Source organism: Actinomadura coerulea, assembly GCF_014208105.1.
In the GTDB taxonomy this organism is placed as follows: domain Bacteria; phylum Actinomycetota; class Actinomycetes; order Streptosporangiales; family Streptosporangiaceae; genus Spirillospora; species Spirillospora coerulea.
Genome location: NZ_JACHMQ010000001.1, coordinates 755,862 through 774,265, shown reverse-complemented (window position 1 = coordinate 774,265; position 18,404 = coordinate 755,862). Strand labels below are relative to the sequence as shown.

General features: G+C 74.1%; 19 protein-coding genes. 5 read left to right on the top strand and 14 right to left on the bottom strand.

The window, feature by feature from the left end:
- Nucleotides 1–3: 3 nt before the first annotated feature.
- Entirely contained in the window at nucleotides 4–2,559 is a 2,556-nt protein-coding gene (locus BKA00_RS03670; RefSeq protein WP_230298481.1) for a transglutaminase TgpA family protein, read from the top strand.
- A 120-nt stretch (nucleotides 2,560–2,679) separates the two neighbouring features.
- Here BKA00_RS03670 and BKA00_RS03665 read toward each other — a convergent pair whose 3' ends face one another.
- From BKA00_RS03665 to BKA00_RS03640, 6 genes are all read right to left on the bottom strand, one after another.
- Nucleotides 2,680–3,072 carry a DUF3040 domain-containing protein gene (locus BKA00_RS03665; RefSeq protein ID WP_185023574.1) on the bottom strand — a complete coding sequence of 131 codons (393 nt, stop codon included), beginning with the start codon at nucleotides 3,070–3,072 and terminating at the stop codon, nucleotides 2,680–2,682.
- Between the two features lie 147 nt (nucleotides 3,073–3,219).
- On the bottom strand, nucleotides 3,220–4,485 hold the full coding sequence (locus tag BKA00_RS03660; protein ID WP_185023573.1) for a DNA polymerase IV: 1,266 nt from the start codon (nucleotides 4,483–4,485) through the stop codon (nucleotides 3,220–3,222).
- A gap of 4 nt (nucleotides 4,486–4,489) precedes the next feature.
- The gene (locus BKA00_RS03655) at nucleotides 4,490–5,242 is read right to left on the bottom strand and encodes a methyltransferase domain-containing protein (RefSeq protein WP_185023572.1); all 753 of its coding nucleotides are present in this window, start codon (nucleotides 5,240–5,242) and stop codon (nucleotides 4,490–4,492) included.
- Nucleotides 5,243–5,356: 114 nt separating this feature from the next.
- A complete protein-coding gene (gene nusB / locus BKA00_RS03650; protein WP_185023571.1) occupies nucleotides 5,357–5,773 on the bottom strand; it encodes a transcription antitermination factor NusB in 417 nt (138 codons plus the stop codon).
- Between the two features lies 1 nt (nucleotide 5,774).
- Nucleotides 5,775–6,332: an elongation factor P gene (efp, locus tag BKA00_RS03645; protein ID WP_185023570.1), complete on the bottom strand. Its 558-nt coding sequence runs from the start codon at nucleotides 6,330–6,332 to the stop codon at nucleotides 5,775–5,777.
- Between the two features lie 33 nt (nucleotides 6,333–6,365).
- Nucleotides 6,366–7,457, bottom strand: coding sequence for a M24 family metallopeptidase (locus BKA00_RS03640; RefSeq protein WP_185023569.1), 1,092 nt, complete (start codon nucleotides 7,455–7,457; stop codon nucleotides 6,366–6,368).
- Nucleotides 7,458–7,614: 157 nt separating this feature from the next.
- Between BKA00_RS03640 and BKA00_RS03635 the strand changes: the two genes are divergently transcribed.
- Nucleotides 7,615–9,105 carry a flavin monoamine oxidase family protein gene (locus BKA00_RS03635; protein WP_244993764.1) on the top strand — a complete coding sequence of 497 codons (1,491 nt, stop codon included), beginning with the start codon at nucleotides 7,615–7,617 and terminating at the stop codon, nucleotides 9,103–9,105.
- Between the two features lie 128 nt (nucleotides 9,106–9,233).
- Nucleotides 9,234–9,935, top strand: coding sequence for a hypothetical protein (locus tag BKA00_RS03630; RefSeq protein ID WP_185023568.1), 702 nt, complete (start codon nucleotides 9,234–9,236; stop codon nucleotides 9,933–9,935).
- On the opposite strand, the gene BKA00_RS03625 is transcribed toward BKA00_RS03630, so the two are convergent.
- Together BKA00_RS03625 and BKA00_RS03620 are read right to left on the bottom strand one after the other, a co-directional pair.
- Nucleotides 9,910–10,956 (bottom strand): LLM class F420-dependent oxidoreductase, encoded by a 1,047-nt coding sequence (locus BKA00_RS03625; RefSeq protein ID WP_185023567.1) that lies wholly within the window; start codon nucleotides 10,954–10,956, stop codon nucleotides 9,910–9,912. The two genes, BKA00_RS03630 and BKA00_RS03625, sit on opposite strands and share 26 nt — an antisense overlap.
- Nucleotides 10,957–11,036: 80 nt before the next feature.
- Nucleotides 11,037–11,702: an enoyl-CoA hydratase-related protein gene (locus BKA00_RS03620; RefSeq protein ID WP_185023566.1), complete on the bottom strand. Its 666-nt coding sequence runs from the start codon at nucleotides 11,700–11,702 to the stop codon at nucleotides 11,037–11,039.
- A gap of 170 nt (nucleotides 11,703–11,872) precedes the next feature.
- Here BKA00_RS03620 and BKA00_RS03615 point away from each other — a divergent pair, with 170 nt between their 5' ends.
- The gene (locus tag BKA00_RS03615) at nucleotides 11,873–12,445 is read left to right on the top strand and encodes a TetR/AcrR family transcriptional regulator (RefSeq protein ID WP_185023565.1); all 573 of its coding nucleotides are present in this window, start codon (nucleotides 11,873–11,875) and stop codon (nucleotides 12,443–12,445) included.
- A gap of 62 nt (nucleotides 12,446–12,507) precedes the next feature.
- Here the strand turns inward: BKA00_RS03615 and aroQ are convergent, their stop codons facing one another.
- The 4 genes from aroQ to aroC are packed head-to-tail and all read right to left on the bottom strand — an operon-like array spanning nucleotide 12,508 to nucleotide 15,714.
- Nucleotides 12,508–12,951: a type II 3-dehydroquinate dehydratase gene (gene aroQ / locus BKA00_RS03610; protein WP_185023564.1), complete on the bottom strand. Its 444-nt coding sequence runs from the start codon at nucleotides 12,949–12,951 to the stop codon at nucleotides 12,508–12,510.
- The gene (gene aroB / locus BKA00_RS03605) at nucleotides 12,948–14,021 is read right to left on the bottom strand and encodes a 3-dehydroquinate synthase (RefSeq protein ID WP_185023563.1); all 1,074 of its coding nucleotides are present in this window, start codon (nucleotides 14,019–14,021) and stop codon (nucleotides 12,948–12,950) included. The genes aroQ and aroB overlap by 4 nt, the downstream gene beginning before the upstream one ends.
- Nucleotides 14,018–14,527, bottom strand: a complete 510-nt coding sequence (locus BKA00_RS03600; protein ID WP_185023562.1) for a shikimate kinase — start codon at nucleotides 14,525–14,527, stop codon at nucleotides 14,018–14,020. Before BKA00_RS03600 ends, aroB begins: the two co-directional genes overlap by 4 nt.
- An 8-nt stretch (nucleotides 14,528–14,535) precedes the next feature.
- Nucleotides 14,536–15,714: a chorismate synthase gene (gene aroC / locus BKA00_RS03595; protein WP_185023561.1), complete on the bottom strand. Its 1,179-nt coding sequence runs from the start codon at nucleotides 15,712–15,714 to the stop codon at nucleotides 14,536–14,538.
- Between the two features lie 77 nt (nucleotides 15,715–15,791).
- On the opposite strand from aroC, the gene BKA00_RS03590 reads away from it, so the two are divergent.
- Nucleotides 15,792–16,853 (top strand): DUF2332 domain-containing protein, encoded by a 1,062-nt coding sequence (locus BKA00_RS03590; RefSeq protein WP_185023560.1) that lies wholly within the window; start codon nucleotides 15,792–15,794, stop codon nucleotides 16,851–16,853.
- 22 nt (nucleotides 16,854–16,875) lie between these two features.
- On the opposite strand, the gene BKA00_RS03585 is transcribed toward BKA00_RS03590, so the two are convergent.
- Nucleotides 16,876–17,628, bottom strand: a complete 753-nt coding sequence (locus tag BKA00_RS03585) for a phytanoyl-CoA dioxygenase family protein (protein WP_185023559.1) — start codon at nucleotides 17,626–17,628, stop codon at nucleotides 16,876–16,878.
- Nucleotides 17,629–17,695: 67 nt separating this feature from the next.
- A complete protein-coding gene (locus BKA00_RS03580) occupies nucleotides 17,696–18,391 on the bottom strand; it encodes an SseB family protein (RefSeq protein ID WP_185023558.1) in 696 nt (231 codons plus the stop codon).
- Nucleotides 18,392–18,404 lie beyond the last annotated feature (13 nt).

Below are 18,404 nucleotides of genomic sequence, written 5' to 3'. Positions count from 1 at the left end.
GGCATGAGAGTCCGGATGACGGTGATGGCCGGGCTGGCGACGCTCGCCGGCTCACTCGGGCTGTACCCGCTGTTCGAGAGGACGAGCTGGTTCTGGGCCGGGTTCGGCGCGGTGCTGGCCGTGTCCGGCGGCGGCCTGCTCGCGCGGCGCCTGCGCACGCCCGCTCCGGTCGGCCTGCTGTTCGGGCTCGCGGCGCTCTTCCTCTACCTCGACCTCGCGTTCGCCGGCGGCGAGGCGTGGCTCGGGGTCGTGCCGTCACCGGAGTCGGTGCGGCGCCTCGGCGAGCTGGCGGACGAGGGCTGGCGGGCGGCCAACCGGTACGCGGCGCCGGTCCCGCTCGTCCCCGGCATCGCGATGCTGGCCGCCGCGGGGATCGGCCTGGTCGCCGTCCTGGTGGACCTGCTGGCCGTGCGGCTGCGCCGCGCCGCGCCCGCCGGGCTGCCGCTGCTGGCCATGTACAGCGTGCCCGCGGCGATCCGCGAGGACGGCGTCGGCTGGCTGGCCTTCGGCATCGGCGCGTTCGGGTTCCTCGCCCTGCTCATGGCCGACGCCCGCGAGCAGGTCGGCGGCTGGGGCCGGACGGTCACGACGCGCCGCAGCCCCCGCGAGGTGCCGCTGGCGGGGGCGCAGCCACCGCCGGCGGACCCCGCGGACCGGCCCGACGCCTCGGCCCTGGCGGCCAGCGGCCGCCGGATCGCGGCCGGCACCGTCGCCGTCGCCGTGCTGCTGCCGGCGGCGATACCCGGCCTGCACCCGCGCGGCGTGTTCGGCGTGGGCGGCGGCTCCGGCCCGGGCACGCAGACCGTGACGACGCCCGACCCGCTGGTCAGCCTGAAGCGGGAGCTGACCCGGCTGGACGACTCGACCGTGCTGACCTACCGCAGCGACGCTCCGGAGAGCCCCGGCTACCTGCGTCTCTACGCCCTCGACCGGTTCGACGGCGACCGGTGGACCTACAGCCCGCTCAAGAGCAGCTCCAAGGACCGGCTGACCGGTGAGCGCGCCCTCCCCGCCCCGCCCGGGCTGACCGTCGCGCCCTCGCGCGAGGTGACGACCGAGGTGCGGGTGCGGCCGGAGGTCAGGAACATGACGTTCCTTCCGGTGCCGTACGCCCCCGCCAAGGTGTCGATCAAGGGCGACTGGCGGGTGCACGGCCCGTCGCTGATGATCTACTCGCTGCGCGACTCGGCGGGCGGGCGCTCCTACACCGTGCGGAGCCTGGTCCCGCAGCCGACCGCCGGGCAGCTCGCCGCCTCGGGGCCCTACCCGCCCGAGGTCGTCGCGCACTACACGGCGGTGCCCAAGAACGTCCCGCCGCAGGTCAGGAAGCTCGCCGCGGACATCACCGCCGGTTCGACGACCGCGCTCGGCCAGGCCGTCCGGCTCCAGCGCTGGTTCACCCTGTCCGGCGGCTTCACCTACGACCTGGGCGCGCCCGCGCCGCAGCACGGAAGCGACCTCGTCGACTTCCTGCTGCACAGCAAGCGCGGCTACTGCGAGCAGTTCGCCGCCGCGATGGCGCTGATGGCGCGGATCCTCGGGATCCCGTCGCGGGTCGCGATGGGCTACACGCCGGGCAGCGAGGTCAAGCCCGGCGAATGGGTGGTGCGGTCGCGCGACGCGCACGCCTGGCCCGAACTGTACTTCGAGGGCTCGGGATGGGTGCGCTTCGAGCCCACGCCGAGCGGCGCCGCCGGGCAGGGCACCGCCCTCGCCCCCGCGTACAGCCAGCCCGCGGTCAGCACCGGCGGCGGGCCCGACGACGAGGTCACGCAGGCGCCGGACGCCTCGTCCCCGGACGCGGGCGCGACCGCCGCGCCCACCGGCCCCCGGCACCGCAACGACGAGGGCGCGGACGCCGCGACCGGTGTCCAGGAAGGCGACGACGGCGGGTTCTCCGGCGCGGGATGGCTCCTCGGCGCCCTGCTGGCGCTGCTGCTGGCCGCCGCGCCGATGACGCTGCGGCTCCTCACCCGGTGGCGCCGCTGGGCGGCGGTCCGGGCCGCCTCGCCCGCCGGGACTCCGTCGCCCCCGCGGCGAAGGCCTGGACCCGGCTCCGACCCGGCCGGGAAGGCCGAGCCCGGGCCGAAGCGGTCGCCGCGTCCGGCGGAACCGGCGGAACCCGCGAACGGGACGCGGGCTCTCGACCCGGCCGGGGTGGCGCACGCCGCCTGGCAGGAGATGCGCGCGGACGCGCTCGACCACGGCCTGGAATGGCGGGCCAGCGACTCCCCGCGCGCCGCCGCCCGCCGGCTCGGCGAGCTGCTGGAGATGGACGCGCCGAGCGTCCAGGCCCTCACCCGGATCGCCCGCGCCGAGGAACTGGCGCGCTACTCGCGGACCCGCGCCGTCGAGCCCGCCGACCGGCTGCGCGCCGACGTGCGGACCGTCCGGGAGGCGTTCGCCGCGTCCGTGGGGCGCCCGGCCCGGTGGCGCGCCCGCCTCCTGCCGCCGTCGACGGTGGCGCAGACCCGCACCGCGCTCCGCACCGCCGGAGACCGCGCCCTCGACGCCACCGCCCGCCTGAACGAGCTACCGTCCCGCCTGCGCCGCAGGTAGGCGCGCCCCGGACACGCGTTCGTCCCGGCCCCGCGGAAGACCCGCGCACGGCCGGGACGAGTCGTCTCGTCGGCGCTGAGGGGGCTCAGTCACAGAGACTGGGGGCGCCCCCAGCCTCCGTCAGTCACCCTCGGTGCGGCGGCGCCAGCGTTCCTCCATGCGCTCCATGAAGCCCGCCTTGGCGGGACGCGCCTGGCGGCCGCCTCCGCGCGCGGGCTCGTTGCCGATGCCCGTCATCCGCTTCCAGCTCGTCAGCGCCCAGACGCAGCACACGACCATCAGCAGGAAGCCCGTCACGCTCACGGCGATCGTGACGGTCCCGGCGTTGATCACGAGCCCGGCCATCAGCGCGCACACGCCCACCGCGAAGCCGAGGGCAGCCTTGACGATCCGGCGCTTGTAATGGACCTGGGGGTTGGTCGAGCGAACCGCGTGAGCGAACTTGGGATCCTCGGCGTACAAGGCCGATTCGATCTGTTCGAGCATGCGCTGCTCGTGCTCAGACAGCGGCACGGCACCTCCCAGCGACAGCTCCGCGACGGAGTATCCGATGCGGGACGCGAACGTCAACGGTGATATGCCCAGAATACGAGGACTCTCGAGCGTACGAAAGCGAACGGCCCGCCGAGGGCCCGACGCCGGTCGCCTCACAGCCTTCTTTCATTGTCTTCCGTCCCTGCCGTCCCCTGCGTCACCCTCCGCCGCACGCCGAACCAGCGCGGCGGGGCGCACCGCGCCGCGCCCGAACCGGTGCGCGACCTGATCCATGGCTCGCTCGGCCTCACGCCAGCCGCTTTCCGGCTCGTCGAGGGCGAGCTGACGGGGGGCCTCGCCGGCGGGACCCAGGTTCTCGACCCGCACCCCGACCAGACGGAGTCGTACCCGTTCCAGGCCCGACGCCTCGTACAGCTCGCGGGCTGTGACATAGATCACACGAGCCAGGTCGGTCGGCTCGGCCAGCGTGCGCGCCCGCGTGATCGTCTTGAAGTCGGCCATCCGCAGTTTGACGCTGACCGTCCGGCCGGCGTTCCCGCTCTCGCGCAGCCGCGCGCCGACCCTCTCCGCCAGCCGCAGCAACTCCCGCCGGATGACCTCGGGATCGTCGACGTCGGTGTCGAAGGTCTCCTCGGCGCCGATGCTCTTGTCGGGCGTGTGCGGGACGACCTCGCGCGGGTCGCGCCCCCACGCCAGCTCGTGCAGGTGCGCGCCGAGCGCGTTGCCGAGCTCGCGCCGCAGCGTGGCGAGGGGCACCTGGGCGAGCTGCCCGACGGTGCGCAGGCCGAGCCGGGCGAGCGCCTGCTCCGTCCGCTCCCCGACGCCCCAGAGGGACGCCACGGGCAGCGGATGCAGGAAGCCGACGGCGCCGTCGGCCGGCACCACGAGCAGCCCGTCGGGCTTGCACCGGGTCGAGGCCAGCTTCGCGACGAACTTGGTGCTCGCGACGCCGACCGAGCAGGTGATGCCCTGCTGGTCGCGCACCTGGTCGCGGATGAGCTGCGCGATCTCGGCGGGGCGGCCCAGCCGCCGCCGGGCGCCCGCCACGTCCAGGAAGGCCTCGTCCAGCGACAGGCCCTCGACCAGCGGCGTGACGGAGCGGAAGATCTCGAACACCGCGGCGGACACGCGGCCGTACTTGCCGTGGCTCGCCGGCAGCACCACGGCCTGCGGGCACAGCCGCCGCGCCCGCGTCATCGGCATCGCCGAGTGCACTCCGAACCGGCGGGCCTCGTAGGAGGCCGCCGACACCACGCCGCGCGGCCCCGCTCCGCCCACGACGACGGGACGCCCGCGCAGTTCGGGCCGCTCCAGCAGCTCGACGCTGACGAAGAAGGCGTCCATGTCGACGTGCAGGATGGCGCAGCCGGTGTCGTCGGCGGGCGGGCCCGGCTGCGGCCCGGGCCGGTGCAGCTGCTGCTTGCGGCTCACGGTGCTAGCCGGCCGGTTTGTCCGCCACCAGGTGCAGCTGGGTGGCGAGGTCCCGCAGGACGGGATGGACGGCCGCGACGGACTCCAGCGCGATCAGCGCGTCCGCGGAGTCGGCGTCGCCGTCCAGCAGGCCGCTCGGCACCAGGTCGGCGAAGATCCGGACGCCGTGCAGCTCGGCGACCCGCAGCCCGGCGCCGCCCACCAGCTCCGACAGCGACTCGCGGGTGAACCGGCGGGGCATCCGGTCGCCCTCGCCCCACCGCCCGGACGGGTCCGTCAGCACCCGCCGCGCGTCGTCGAAGTGCCCGGACACCGCCCGGTGCAGCGCGGCCGCGATCTGCCCCGCCACCAGGACGCTGACCGAGCCGCCGGGGCGGAGGGCGCCGGTCAGCGCCGCCACCGCCGCGTCCGGATCGTCGACGTACTCAAGGACGCTGTGGCACAGCACGAGGTCGGCGGCGTCCGGGCCGAGCAGGTCGGGCAGGTCGACCGCGTCGCCCTGGACGGCGCGCACCCGCACCCCGGCCTCGGCGGCCCGGCGCTCCAGCGCGGCGAGCGCGTCCGGGTTGGCGTCGACCACGGTGACCCGGTGCCCCAGCTCGGCGAGCGGAACGGCGAACCCGCCGGTTCCCCCGCCGACGTCCACGACATCGCTCAGGCCGGCCTCGGGAGTGATGCGGTCGAGGACCGCGCGCAGAGCGTCCCACAGGACGGCACTGCGCACCCGGCTGCCGCCCCTCACCCGCTTCGAGTTCATTGCAGTGCTCTCCTCCTTCGGGCCCGGAGGGCCCTCCATCGTCGATCACCGCGGGCGATCGCTGGCATCGCTCCGACTCGCCTTGCGGCTCGCTGCGCGATCAGACCTGCGCGGTTACAGACTCAACGAAGGCTTTAGTTGTTGGAGGCGGGAGAGGAGGCCGTTGACGAAGCGGGGGGACTCGTCGGTGGACAGTTCGGTGGCGAGACCCACCGCCTCGCTCACCGCGACGCCGTCGGGGACGTCGTCGACCCACAGGAGTTCGAACGCGCCCATCCGCAGGATGTTGCGGTCGACGACGGGCATGCGTTCGAGCGTCCAGCCGGTCGCGTAGGTGGCGAGCAGCTCGTCGATGCGCTCCCGGTTCTCCTGGACGCCCTCGATCAGCCGGACGGCGTGCGGGTACTCGGCGAGCTCGTCCTGGTTCGGGCGGCCGCGGGCGGCGAGCACCGCCGTCGGCTCCTCCTCCCGCAGCTCGGCGGCGAACAGGATGTCGAGGGCGAGCTTCCTGGCCTTGGTGCGCGCTGCCATCTCAGGCGCGGCCGAGGTACTCGCCGGAGCGGGTGTCGACCTTGACCTTCTCGCCGGTGGTGATGAACAGCGGGACCTGGATCTGCGCGCCGGTCTCCAGCGTGGCGGGCTTGCTGCCGCCGGTGGAGCGGTCGCCCTGCAGGCCGGGCTCGGTCTCGGTGATCTCCAGCACGACGGCGGCGGGCAGCTCGACGTACAGCGGGTTCTCGTTGTTGAAGGCGATCACGGCGTTCTGCTCGGGGAGCAGGTAGTTCGCGGCGTCGCCCACGACGGTCGCGGGGATGTGCGGCTGGTCGTAGGTCTCGGTGTCCATGAAGATGAAGTCCTCGCCCTCGCGGTAGAGGTACTGCATCTCGCGCTTGTCGACGCTGGCCACCTCGACCTTGGTGCCGGCGTTGAAGGTCTTGTCGACGACCTTGCCCGACAGCACGTTCTTGAGCTTGGTGCGGACGAACGCGCCGCCCTTGCCGGGCTTGACGTGCTGGAACTCCTGGACGGTCCACAACTGGCCGTCGATGTTCAGCGTCATGCCGTTCTTCAGGTCGTTCGTCGTCGCCACTGCGTTGTTCTCCCGGTCGCGGGCCCGCGCGTCCTACAGGACGAGCAGGTCCTTGGTCGTTGTGGTGAGGAGCTCCGGCCCGCCCGCGCGGACCACCAGCGTGTCCTCGATGCGGACCCCGCCCCGGCCCGTGAGGTAGACCCCCGGCTCCGCGGTGATCGGAACCCGATCCATCAGCTTACCGGTCTTGTCGTACCCCATGAGCGGCGCTTCGTGGATCTCCAGGCCGACGCCGTGCCCGAGGCCGTGGGTGAACGCCTCGCCGTGCCCGGCCTCCGCGATGACGTCGCGGGCGGCGGCGTCCACGTCCTTGGTGCCGGCGCCGGGCAGCGCGGCGGCCAGCGCGGCCGCCTGGGCGCGGTGGACGAGGTCGTAGAGGTCGCGCTGCCAGGCGGCGGGCTCGCCGATCGCGACGGTGCGGGTCATGTCGGCGTGGTAGCCGCCGTAGAGGGCGCCGAAGTCCATGGTGACGAGGTCGCCGCGCTGGAGCTCGCGGCCGCCCGGATGGTGGTGCGGGACGGCGCCGTTGGGGCCGGACGCGATGATCGAGTCGAACGCGGGGCCCTCGGCGCCGTGGTCCACCATGGCCCGTTCGAGGGCGATCGCGACGGCGCGCTCGGTGACCCCCGCGCGGATCTCGGGCAGGACGGCCTCGAACGCGCGGTCGGTGACGGCGCACGCCTCGCGCAGCAGGCCGATCTCCTCCTCGTCCTTCACCATGCGCAGTTCTTCGACGAGATGGCCGAGCGGGACGAGTTCGGCGGCGGCGCCGCCGGGACGCTCGATGCCGAGCAGGGCCGTGTGGTGCTCGACGGTCAGGTCGTGGGCCTCGAAGCCGACGCGGCCGTGGCCGTCCTCGGCCGCCCGCCTCACCAGCGCCTCCGCAACCTGGCGGTCGACGACGACGGGCAGCTCCGGGCAGACCTGCGCGGCCATCCCGGCGTAGCGGCCGTCGGTCGCGAGGACGGCGGGGCCGTCGGCCGGGACGAGCAGCGCGGCCCGCGAGCTGTCCAGGCCGGTCAGGTAGCGGACGTTGACCAGGCGGGTCACCAGCAGTGCGGCGGCGCCCCGGTCGGCGACGAGCGCGGCGAGCCGGCGGCGCCGCGCGTAGTGAGTCTCCCCCATGGCCAGGACTCTAGATCATCGCGAGACGGCCGTCTCAACGCGGTCACGAACATGAAGAACCCTCGACTTCTGGTCGAGAGCTGGCCTAGCGTGACCCGGCGTGTGCTCCGTCCCCCCGAACGTCCGACCCCTTGGACTTCTCCAGGAGTGATTCCCCTTGACCCGAGTCAGCCGTAGAAGACTGCTGGGCACAGGCGCGCTCACCGCCGCGGGAGCGGTCGTCACCGCGGCCGCGGCGCCCTCCGCCGCCGCCCGCACGGCGCCCCTCGCCGCGCCCCTCACCGCCGACGTGGTGATCGTCGGCGCCGGGCTCTCCGGCCTCACCGCCGCCCGCGACCTCGTCGCGGCGGGCCGGTCCGTGGTCGTGCTGGAGGCGCGGGACCGCCCCGGCGGCCGCGTCTACGGGATGCCGCTCGGCGACGGCACCACCAACGAGGGCGGCGCCGAGTTCATCGGACCGACGCAGGACCGCATCGCCGCGCTCGCCAAGGACATGGGCGTCGACACCTACGCCACCTACAACGAGGGCAAGAACGTCTACTACCGGGACGGCAAGCGGTCGCTGTACGCGACCGACGGCCTGCTCGGCGCGGTTCCGCCGGACTGGGGCGTGGTCGACCTGGAGCTGGCGCTGCTGAAGCTCGGCGCCATGGTCAAGGAGGTGCCGGTCGGCGAGCCGTGGAAGGCGGCCAGGGCCGAGGAATGGGACGCGCAGACGTTCTACACCTGGTCGCGGTCCAACTCCCTGAGCAGCGGCGCGCGGTTCCTGATGGACGCGTTCGCCTCCTCCACCCTGTCGATGCGCTCGCAGGAGGTCTCGCTGCTCTACCTGCTGAACTACGCGGCCTCGGCGGGCAACGAGGCCAACCCGGGGACGATCGACCGGCTGATCAACACCAGGGGCGGGGCGCAGGAGTCGCGGTTCGCCGGCGGCTCGCAGGAGGTGCCGATCCGGCTGGCGGCGCGGCTCGGGGACATCGTCCACTACAACGCGCCGGTCCGGTCGATCGCCACCGGGGCGGGCGGCGCGACGGTGACCGCCGAGGGGATCACGGTGTCGGCCAAGCGGGTCGTGGTCGCGATGTCCCCGGCGATCGCGGGGAGGATCGACTTCTCGCCCGCGCTGCCCGCGAGCCGGGCGCAGCTCGCGCAGCGCTACCCGATGGGCTCGGTGGCCAAGTTCGTCGCCGTCTATGACACGCCGTTCTGGCGGGCGGACGGGCTGACCGGGCAGGCCGTGGCCGACGGCGGCGCCATCGACGCGACGTTCGACAACAGCCCCCCGGACGGGTCGCGGGGCATCCTGATGGGCTTCATGAACCAGGCCAACATCAGGAGGCTGGACGGCGCACCGGCCGCGGACGTCCGGGCGGCGGGTCTCGCCTCGTTCACCAGGCTGTTCGGCGACAAGGCCGCGAACCCGAAGCTGACCGCCTTCCAGCGCTGGGACAACGAGACGTGGAGCGGCGGGGGCCCCGTCGGCGTCGCCCCGCCGGGCGCGCTCACCGCGTTCGGCCCGGCGCTGCGGGAGCCGTGCGGCCCGATCCACTGGGCGGGCACCGAGACGTCCGGCTACTGGACGGGCTACATGGACGGCGCCGTCCGCTCCGGCGAGCGCGTCGCCGAGGAGGTCGACGCGGCGCTCTGAGCCCGCCCCTCCCGGGCCGTTCCCCGCGCGGTTCCGCCGGTCGCGAGAAGTAAGGATCAGGTGGCGATCCGGTCGGCCGATCCGTGCGTCTCATCCAGGGACACGGATGGACGACGGAACGGGTTCCGATGGCGGGGTACGGGAAGCGGCCGGAGTGGGCCCCGGCGGCACTGCTGGCGGTCGGCGCCCCCCTGGCCGGGCTGGCGCTGATCGTCGCCCAGGCCGCCCTGAACGCCTACGGGCCGTCGACGCTGGCGGGCAACTGGGCGGGCACGGCGCTGCTCTTCGTGATGATGATGGCCGGATACGCCCTGCTGGTCTTCACGCAGCTGCGCTACGCGAACCTCCTGGTCTTCTTCGGCGCCTTCTTCCTGCTGGTCATCGGAGCGTCCATGGTCGCGGGCGCGGTGTCGGACCAGGCTCTGCGCGAGCGCGGCCGGACCACGGCGTGCACGGTCCAGAAGGTCGACCGCCGCGAGGTCACCAGCACCGACAGCGACGGGAACACGACCACGCACGTCTACTACGACCACGACCTCGCCTGCGCCGAGCCGCGGGTGCGGACGATGACGACCGGGTCGAGGGTCGCGGGCCGGGGCGAACGCGTCCAGGTCGTGTACGACCCGCGCGGCCGCCTCGACCCGCGCCCCGCGGGCTCGGTGGGCGATCCGGGCACCTCCCTGAAACGGGGGGCGGCCCTGTTCGGCGGCGGTGTCCTGCTCCGCGTGCTGTTCGAGCTGAACGTCCCGCCGCTCGGGCCCGGAAGGGGCCTGTGGCTCGGCCGCCGCCGCCGGCGGCGGTCCGTCAGAGTCCGGCCGCCATCTCCTTGACCTTCTCGATCAGCGCGAGCCGGCCCTTGTGGTCGCCGGCGATCGGGGCCACGTTGAGCGTCGTGACGCCGGACTCCTTCATCGCGGCGAGCCGCTCCCGGACGTGCCCCTCGGAGCCGATGAGGGACATCTTCTCCAGCAGCTCCTGCGGGACCTTCGCGGCGGCCTCGTCCTTCTTGCCGTCCAGGTACAGGTCCTGGATCTCCTCGGCCTCCCTCTCGTAGCCGTAGCGCCGGGCGAGGTCGTTGTAGAAGTTCTTGCCCTTGGCGCCCATGCCGCCGATGTAGAGGGCGGCCATCGGGCGGCCGAACTCCAGGAAGCCCTGCACGTCGTCGCCGATGGCGAGCGGGGACTGCCCGACCACGTCGAGCTCGCCGAGCGCGGGGTCGCGCTTGGCCTTCCCGGCCGCGAGCGAGGGCCCCCACACCTCCGCGGCCTTCTCCGGCATGTAGAAGATCGGCTCCCAGCCGTTGGCGATCTCGGCGGTCAGCTCGACGTTCTTCGGGCCGATCGCGGCGACCATGATCGGGATAGCGGCGCGAACCGGGTGGTTGATGAGCTTGAGCGCCTTGCCGAGGCCGGTGCCCTGCCCCTCCGGCAGCGGCAGGTGGTAGTGCTTGCCGTCGTGCTGCACGCGCTCGCGGCGCCACACCTTGCGGCAGATCTCGATGATCTCCCGGGTGCGGCCGAGCGGCGCGGTGTAGGGGACCCCGTGGAAGCCCTCGATGACCTGCGGGCCGGACGCGCCGATGCCGAGCGTGAACCGCCCGTCGGAGACGTAGTCCAGCCCCGCGGCGGTCTGCGCGATCGCGGTCGGGGTGCGCGAGTAGATGTTGAGGATGCCGGAGGCGATCTCCACCCGCTCGGTCCTGGCGGCGATGTAGCCCATCTGGCTCACCGCGTCGAAGCTGTAGGCCTCCGCGACGTAGACGATGTCGAGGCCGGCCTTCTCGTAGTCGGCGAGCTCCTCGACGGTCTCCTTGAAACCGCCCGAGTAGCTGAGCGCCATACCGATGCGCATGGTGTCCCGCGCCCCTTCCTAAACCGAATCCGATTCCAGTCGAACGTAACCTACTCCCCGTCCGCGGCCGGGAGGAGGGGTCACGGCAGCGCGGGGCCGTTCAGCGCGTCCAGCGCCCGCCGGTACATCGCGGTGCGGATCGTCGCCACGACCGCCCCGTTCTTGCTCGCCAGCGACGCCGCCCACTCCACGGCGGCGGGCAGCACCTCCTCCTCGGACGCGGTGCGCTGCACGATCCCGGCCTCGCGCGCCTGCTCCGCGGCGTAGCGCCGGCCGGTGATCATCGCCTCGTGGGCGGTGGCCTTCGGCAGCCGCGCGGTGATCAGCGCGTTCATCCCGGGGGTGAAGCTCATCCCGAGGTCCACCTCCGGGAGGCAGAAGTAGCCGCGGTCGGTGCGCATGACGGCGAAGTCGTGGGCGAGGGCGAGCATGCCGCCCCCCGCGAAGGCGTGGCCGTTCAGCGCCGCGACCGTCGGCATCGGCAGCGACAGGACGCGCGCGTACAGGGCGTGCACGCGCCGCAGGTACTCCTCGAACCTGCCCTGGTTGGCGCCGAGCCACTCCAGGTCGAGGCCGTTGGAGTAGAACTTGCCGGTGCCGACGGTGACGAGCGCGCCCGGGCCCTCGTTCTTCGCCACCGAGTCGAGGGCCCCCTCCACGGCGTCGAGGAAGTCGGGGCCGAACCGGTTCTCGCCCGCGTCGAACCGCAGGACGTACACGTCTCCGTCGCGCTGGAGGTCGATCAAGAACGTCTCCTTCTCCCCTGCCCGGCCCGCTGCCGGAGCCGTGCCTGAATCGCGTGCCTGAGGTGACCCTACTCGCGGGTAGCCGCTGTGACGTCCGGCATGGCCGAAGTTCTCCATGACGATCGTCATGCTCAACACGAGAACCGTATGATGAATGTCATAATCGTCCCATGGGGACGGACAGCAGGGAACGCATGGTGCGCAGCGCCGCCTACCTCTTCCGCGAGCGCGGCTACAGCGGCACCGGGTTCCGCGACGTCATCACGCACAGCGGCGCCCCGCGCGGGTCGATCTACCACCACTTCCCCGGCGGCAAGGCGCAGCTCGCCGAGGAGGCCGTCCGCTACGCCGGCGAGTTCCTCAACGCCGGCATCCTCGCCGCGACCGAGGGCGGCGACGCCGCGTCCGCCGTGGACGCCTTCACCGGCTGGTGGCGGCAGGTCCTGATCAAGAGCGAGTTCCGCGCCGGCTGCCCCGTCGTCGCCGTCACCGTCGAGTCCCACGACGAGGCCCCGCAACTCGCCGCGGCCGCCGCGGCGGCGTTCGCGCGCTGGCAGGACACCCTCGCCACCGGGCTCGGCAACGCCGGCGTCCCCGACGACCGCGCGGCCCGCCTGGCCCGCCTGATCGTCGCGGCCGTGGAGGGCGCCACCATCCTGTGCCGCGCCCACCGCGACGTCGCCCCCCTCGACGACGTCGTCGCCGAGCTCAAGGACATGGCCCGCGGCGCCGCCGAAGGCTAAGGGCTGTCTCGAAGTGGCCCCGGCCACGCGCGCGAACGCGTGACCTGCCGCGTGAACACAGGCTAGGAGTTCTCGGCGACCAGCTCGGCCACGGCCTGGAGGGCGAGGACGTAGGACATGGTGCCGAAGCCGGCGATGGTCCCCGTGGCGACGCCGGCGACGACGGAGTTGTGCCGGAACTCCTCGCGGGCGGCCGGGTTGGTGATGTGGACCTCGACGAGCGGGGCGGTGCGCTGGGCGACCGCGTCCCGCAGCGCGTAGGAGTAGTGCGTGAACGCGGCCGGGTTCAGCACGACGGGGACGCGCTCGTCGGCGGCCTCGTGGAGCCAGCGCATCATCTCGGCCTCGTCGTCGGTCTGCCGGACCTCGACCCGCAGGTCGAGGCGGCGCCCGGCGTCGCGGCAGACGGCGACCAGGTCGTCGAAGCTGGCCGTGCCGTAGGTGTCGGGCTCCCGGACGCCGAGGCGGCGCAGGTTGGGGCCGTTCAGGACCAGGACGCGGGTCATCGGGCGATCTCCCGGTAGGCGGCGGCGAGCAGGTCCTCGTCCGGGCCCTCGAGGCGGCCCGGCTCGGCGATGCCGTCGAGGACGACGAACCGGAGCGTGGCGCCCCGCGACTTCTTGTCGATGGTCATGGTGGCGCGCAGGCCGGCCCAGTCGGCGGCGTAGGAGACCGGCAGGCCCACGGCCTCCAGGATGTCGCGGTGCCGCCGCACGGCGTCGGCGGGCAGCCGGCCTGCGAGGCGGGACAGCTCGGCGGCGTACACCATGCCGATCGCGACGGCGTGGCCGTGGCGGAACCGGTAGTCCTCGTTCTTCTCGATGGCGTGCGCGAGCGTGTGGCCGTAGTTCAGGATCTCGCGCAGGCCGCTCTCCCTCAGGTCGGCCGACACGACGCCGGCCTTGACCCGAACGGCCCGTTCGACCAGCTCGCGGGTGTGCGGGCCGTCGGGGTGCGCGGCGCCCTTCGGGTCGTCCTCGACCAGGGCGAGGATCCGCGGGTCGGCGATGAACCCGGCCTTGATGATCTCGGCGAGGCCGCTGATGTAGTCCTCGCGCGGCATCGTCACCAGCGTGGCGAGGTCGCACAGGACGCCGGCGGGCGGGTGGAACGCGCCGACGAGGTTCTTGCCCTCGGGGACGTTGATGCCGGTCTTGCCGCCGACCGCCGCGTCCACCATGCCGAGCAGCGTCGTCGGGACGAGCACCGCCCGGACGCCGCGCAGCCACGAGGCCGCCGCGAACCCGGCCAGGTCGGTGGTCGCGCCGCCGCCGACGCCGACGACGACGTCCGTCCGGGTCATGCCGAGGCGGGCGAAGGACGACCACAGCCCGGCGAGGACGCCGACCTCCTTGGCGGCCTCGCCGTCCGGGACGGGCAGCGCGTGCACGGCGTACCCCGCCCGTTCGAGCGCCCCGCACACGGGGCGGGCGATCTGCGGCAGCCCCTCGGCGTGGACGACGGCGACGGTCCGGGCCCGCTCCCCGACCAGGGCGGGCAGTTCGCCGAGGACGCCCGTCCCGATGACGACGTCGTAGGGGTCGGCGCCGCCGACGTGCACCCGGGCCCGCGTCACGCGTTCCCCTCAAGGGCCTGGACGACCTCTTCGACGATCTCGGCGGGCTCGCGCCCGTCGGTGTCGACGTGCACGGTGCCGAGCCGTTCGTAGATCGGGAGCCGCTCCTCCAGGAGCTTGCGCATCTGGCTGCGCGGGTTCAGCACGAGCAGCGGCCGCGCCGACGCCAGGCCCACCCGCTTGATCGCCTCCGCCAGGCCGACCCGCAGGTAGACGACGGTGTGCCCGGCGAGGAGCTCCCGCGTCGGCTCCGCGAGGACGGCGCCGCCGCCGAGCGCGACGACGCCCTCGTGCTCGGCCAGCGCCTCGGCGACGGCGGCGCGCTCCATCTCGCGGAAGCGCTCCTCGCCGTCGTCGATGAAGATCTCGCCGATCGGCTTGCCCGCGGCCCGCTCGACGTCGGCGTCGGTGTCGCGCAGCGTGACGCCGAGACGCTCGGCCAGCCCGGCGCCGATCGTGGACTTGCCCGAGCCGGGCGGCCCGATGATGACTGCCTTCGGTCGCATCGCAACGCTCACTTGATCGTCAAAGAGGACAGGTATCCGCGCAGGTTGCGGGCGGTCTCCTCGGCGGAGTCGCCGCCGAACTTCTCCAGCGCCGCGTCCGCGAGGACGAGCGCGACCATCGCCTCGGCGACCACCCCGGCGGCCGGGACGGCCGTCACGTCGCTGCGCTGGTTGATCGCCTTGGCGGGCTCGCCGGTCGTGACGTCGATCGTGTCGAGCCGCCGCGGCACGGTCGAGATCGGCTTCATCGCGGCGCGCACCCGCAGCACCTCGCCGGTGGTCATGCCGCCCTCGACGCCGCCGGCCCGGTTGGTGCGGCGGCGGATCCCCCCGGGGGTCGCGTCGATCTCGTCGTGCGCCCGCGAGCCGGGCCGCCGCGCGGTGGTGAACCCGTCGCCGAGCTCCACGCCCTTGATCGCCTGGATGCCCATGAGGATGCCGGCGAGCCGGGAGTCCAGTCGCCGGTCCCAGTGGACGTGGCTGCCGAGGCCCGGCGGGAGCCCGTAGGCGAGGACCTCCACCACGCCGCCGAGGGTGTCGCCGGCCTTCTTGGTCTCGTCGATGTGCGCGACCATCCGCGCCGAGGCCTCGCCGTCGAAGCAGCGCACCGGGCTCTCGTCCACCCGCGCCAGATCGCCGGGCTCGGGCAGGACGCCCTCGGGGGCCTCGACCTCGCCGAGCGCGATCACGTGGCTCAGGACGTCCACGCCGAGGGCCTGCTTGAGGAACGCCTTGGCGACGGTGCCGAGCGCGACCCGCGCGGCCGTCTCCCGCGCGCTCGCCCGCTCCAGGACGGGCCGCGCGTCGTCGAAGCCGTACTTCTGCATGCCGACCAGGTCGGCGTGGCCGGGCCTCGGCTGCGACAGCGGGGCGTTCCTGGCCTGGGCCGCGAGGACGTCGGCGTCCACGGGGTCGGCCGACATGACCGTCTCCCACTTGGGCCACTCGGTGTTGCCGACCTCGATCGCGACCGGCCCCCCGAGCGTCACCCCGTGCCGGACGCCGCCGACGATCGTGACCTCGTCCTGCTCGAACTTCATCCGGGCGCCCCGCCCGTGGCCGAGTCTCCGGCGGCGCAGTTCCTCGGCGATGTCGCCCGAGGTCACGCGCACTCCTGCCGGCAGCCCCTCCACGATCGCGGTCAGGGCCGGGCCATGGGACTCCCCCGCGGTCAACCATCGCAGCATGGGAGGAATCCTATTGACTTCGCGCGCCCGCCCGTGACGGGCGTCCAGCATCTGAGAGGCTCGCCGGGGAGGTGGCGATGAGCGGAACCGGGCCTGAAGGGGCCGAGACGAGGCGGGCGCTGCTGGGCCAGGCGCGGGCGTCCGCCCAGCTGGGGTCGCCGATGTACGCCGAACTGCTCCTGCGGGCGGCGGAGGATCCGGGCACGGTCGTGACGGACGTGCTCGGGGAGCGCACGCAGACCGGCTACATCCTGGGCATGCTCGGGACGGTGCACCGGCTCGTCCTCGAGGGGCGGGCGCCGGAGCTGGCCGCGCACTACCCGACCGCCGGCGGGACGCGGGACCCTCTGCGGGCCTGGCCGGCGTTCCGGGAGGTGCTGGCCGAGCACGCGGCCGAGATCCGCGACGGCCTCCTCGACCCGCCGCAGACCAACGAGGTCGGGCGGGCGGCCCCGCTCGTCGGCGGGCTCCTCGCGATCGCGGACGCCTGCCGCCCCGCGGGCGCCCCGGACCGGTCCTTGCCGGTCAGGCTGCTGGAGATCGGGGCCAGCGCGGGCCTGAACCTGCGCGCCGACCGCTTCCGGCTGCGGCACGAGAGCGGCGCTTACGGGCCGGAGTCGCCGGTCGTCCTGCCGGACGCCTGGCTGGGCCTCCCCCCGGTGGGCGCGCCGCTCGCCGTCGCCGAGCGGCGGGGATGCGACCCGAACCCGCTGGACGCGGCCTCGCCCGCCGGGCAGCGGCGGCTCCTGTCGTACGTGTGGCCCGACCAGGCGGCCCGGGTGGCGCGGCTGCGGGCGGCGTTCGAGGTAGCCGCGCGGGTCCCCGCGACGGTCGTGAAGGCGGGCGCCGCCGACTTCCTGGAGGGGCTGGCTCCCGAGGAGGGCGTCGCCACGGTCGTGTGGCACTCGACGATGCGCGCGTACATGTCGCGGGACGAGGCCGCGCGCGTCGACCGGAGCATCGAGCTGGCCGGGGCGGCGGCCACCCCCGAAGCGCCCGTGGCGCACCTGTCGTTCGAGGGCCGCGACGCCTCGCGGCTCAACGTCCTGCACGTCGTGACGCTGCGGCTGTGGCCGGGCGGGGAGCCGGTGATCCTCGGCGAGGGCCCGTCCCACGGCCTCCCCACCACCTGGTTCTGACCGTCACGCCCTCGTCTCGGGGTCAGGAGCGGGCGAGGGCCCGGTCGATCGCGACCCGAACGGGGGACGACGGGGGCAGCGGGCCCGCCGGGAGCAGGGGCGGCTGCGCCATGAACCGGGGGACGGTGCCCCGGTGCGCCTGCGCGGCGTGCACCAGGAACGGGTGGCACAGGTACACGTCGCCCGCCCGCCCCGTGGCGTAGGCGAGCGGGCGGTGCTCGGTCGCCGGGACGGCCTTGGCCGCCAGGTCCATGAACGCCAGGCCGGCCTCTCCGGCGGGCTCCAGGATCGGCGGGACGTCCAGGTGCGAGCCGACGCGGATGCGGGTCGGCCCGTCGTCCTCCCCCACGTCGGAGAACAGGAACAGCATCAGCAGCGCGCGGCCCTTCGACGCGGCGTTCACCCGGTAGGACATGAAGTCGGCCGGGTCGTCGCCGGGGAAGCTCGCGTCGATGTGCCAGCCGTCGTCGCCGGGCGGCTGGTCGCTGGGGAACCGCACCGGGAACGTGCCGAGGCCGGCGCGCGGCAGCCAGGCTCCCTTCCCGACGACGGCGTCGAACGCGGCGTGCAGCGGCCCGGTGTTCACGGCGGCGCGGAACGGCTCCTCGGCGTGGTCGCCGAGCCGCACGACCGGGCGCGTCCACGTCGCGGGATCGCCGGGGTCGCAGCCGGTGTCGCGCCACAGGATGTCGCGGCACTCGGCGGCCAGTTCCCGGGGGAACGCCTGCTCCACCCGGACGTATCCGTCAGCGAGGAAGGCGTCGACATCGACCATGGCGCCAGCGTCGCAGAGCCGCCGCGGACGGCGCCAACGGTTTTCCGGCGCCGTCCGCCCGGGGCCGCTACCGGCGCAGCACGTTCAGTTCGACGCCGCCGACGATCCGGCCGCGCAGCAGTTCGGCGAGGCGGTCGGAGACCCGCTGGACGGTGCCGCGCTCGTCGTGCCCGGGCACGACGGCGAACCGGACGGCGATCTCCGCGGAGGTGCCCTCGACGACGCGGACCCCGCTGACGGAGGGGTCGGAGCCGAACGCGGCCTCGACCGCGGCGAGGACGTCGGGGTCCTCGTGCGGCGGCGGGATCGGGCGGCCGTCGGCGAGCAGGTGCAGGCGCAGCCCGTCCACGGCGAACGGGACCGGGCCCGCCACGTCCACCACCAGGGCGTCCGCCCCCTCGTCGAGGGCGGCGCGGCAGGCGTCGCCGGCCCGCACCGCGACCGGGCGGGCGTCGGCGCGCCAGGCCTTCATCGTCTCGGTGCAGGTGAAGCCGAGCACGCCGCGCCGCCCGTCGTCGCCGATCAGGGTCGGCAGCGCCATGTCGCTCGACTTCTCCCGCCGCAGCTCGCCGGGCGCCGCGGGCTCCTCCTCGGTGAGCACGGCGACGATCGGCACCAGCAGCCGCGCTCCCTGGAGCCGCCGCAGCACCGTGTGGACGCCGACGCGGCCGGACGCGTACCCGGCGAGCGCCTCGCACAACCGGGGGTCGGCGCTTCCGTCGTCCCCGGGGAACTGTGGTTCGGGAATGGTCAGTCCGGACACGCCAGGAAGGCTA

What these genes read in the sequence shown, in the direction of transcription:
- BKA00_RS03655 (WP_185023572.1), bottom strand. Translation starts at nt 5,242, where the DNA reads ATGAACTCGAAGCGGGTGAGGGGCGGCAGCCGGGTGCGCAGTGCCGTC.
- BKA00_RS03630 (WP_185023568.1), top strand. Translation starts at nt 9,234, where the DNA reads ATGGCGGGGTACGGGAAGCGGCCGGAGTGGGCCCCGGCGGCACTGCTG.
- nusB (WP_185023571.1), bottom strand. Translation starts at nt 5,773, where the DNA reads ATGGCAGCGCGCACCAAGGCCAGGAAGCTCGCCCTCGACATCCTGTTC.
- BKA00_RS03590 (WP_185023560.1), top strand. Translation starts at nt 15,792, where the DNA reads ATGAGCGGAACCGGGCCTGAAGGGGCCGAGACGAGGCGGGCGCTGCTG.
- BKA00_RS03600 (WP_185023562.1), bottom strand. Translation starts at nt 14,527, where the DNA reads ATGCGACCGAAGGCAGTCATCATCGGGCCGCCCGGCTCGGGCAAGTCC.
- BKA00_RS03615 (WP_185023565.1), top strand. Translation starts at nt 11,873, where the DNA reads ATGGGGACGGACAGCAGGGAACGCATGGTGCGCAGCGCCGCCTACCTC.
- aroQ (WP_185023564.1), bottom strand. Translation starts at nt 12,951, where the DNA reads ATGACCCGCGTCCTGGTCCTGAACGGCCCCAACCTGCGCCGCCTCGGC.
- aroC (WP_185023561.1), bottom strand. Translation starts at nt 15,714, where the DNA reads ATGCTGCGATGGTTGACCGCGGGGGAGTCCCATGGCCCGGCCCTGACC.
- BKA00_RS03640 (WP_185023569.1), bottom strand. Translation starts at nt 7,457, where the DNA reads ATGGGGGAGACTCACTACGCGCGGCGCCGCCGGCTCGCCGCGCTCGTC.
- BKA00_RS03585 (WP_185023559.1), bottom strand. Translation starts at nt 17,628, where the DNA reads ATGGTCGATGTCGACGCCTTCCTCGCTGACGGATACGTCCGGGTGGAG.
- BKA00_RS03625 (WP_185023567.1), bottom strand. Translation starts at nt 10,956, where the DNA reads ATGCGCATCGGTATGGCGCTCAGCTACTCGGGCGGTTTCAAGGAGACC.
- BKA00_RS03670 (WP_230298481.1), top strand. Translation starts at nt 4, where the DNA reads ATGAGAGTCCGGATGACGGTGATGGCCGGGCTGGCGACGCTCGCCGGC.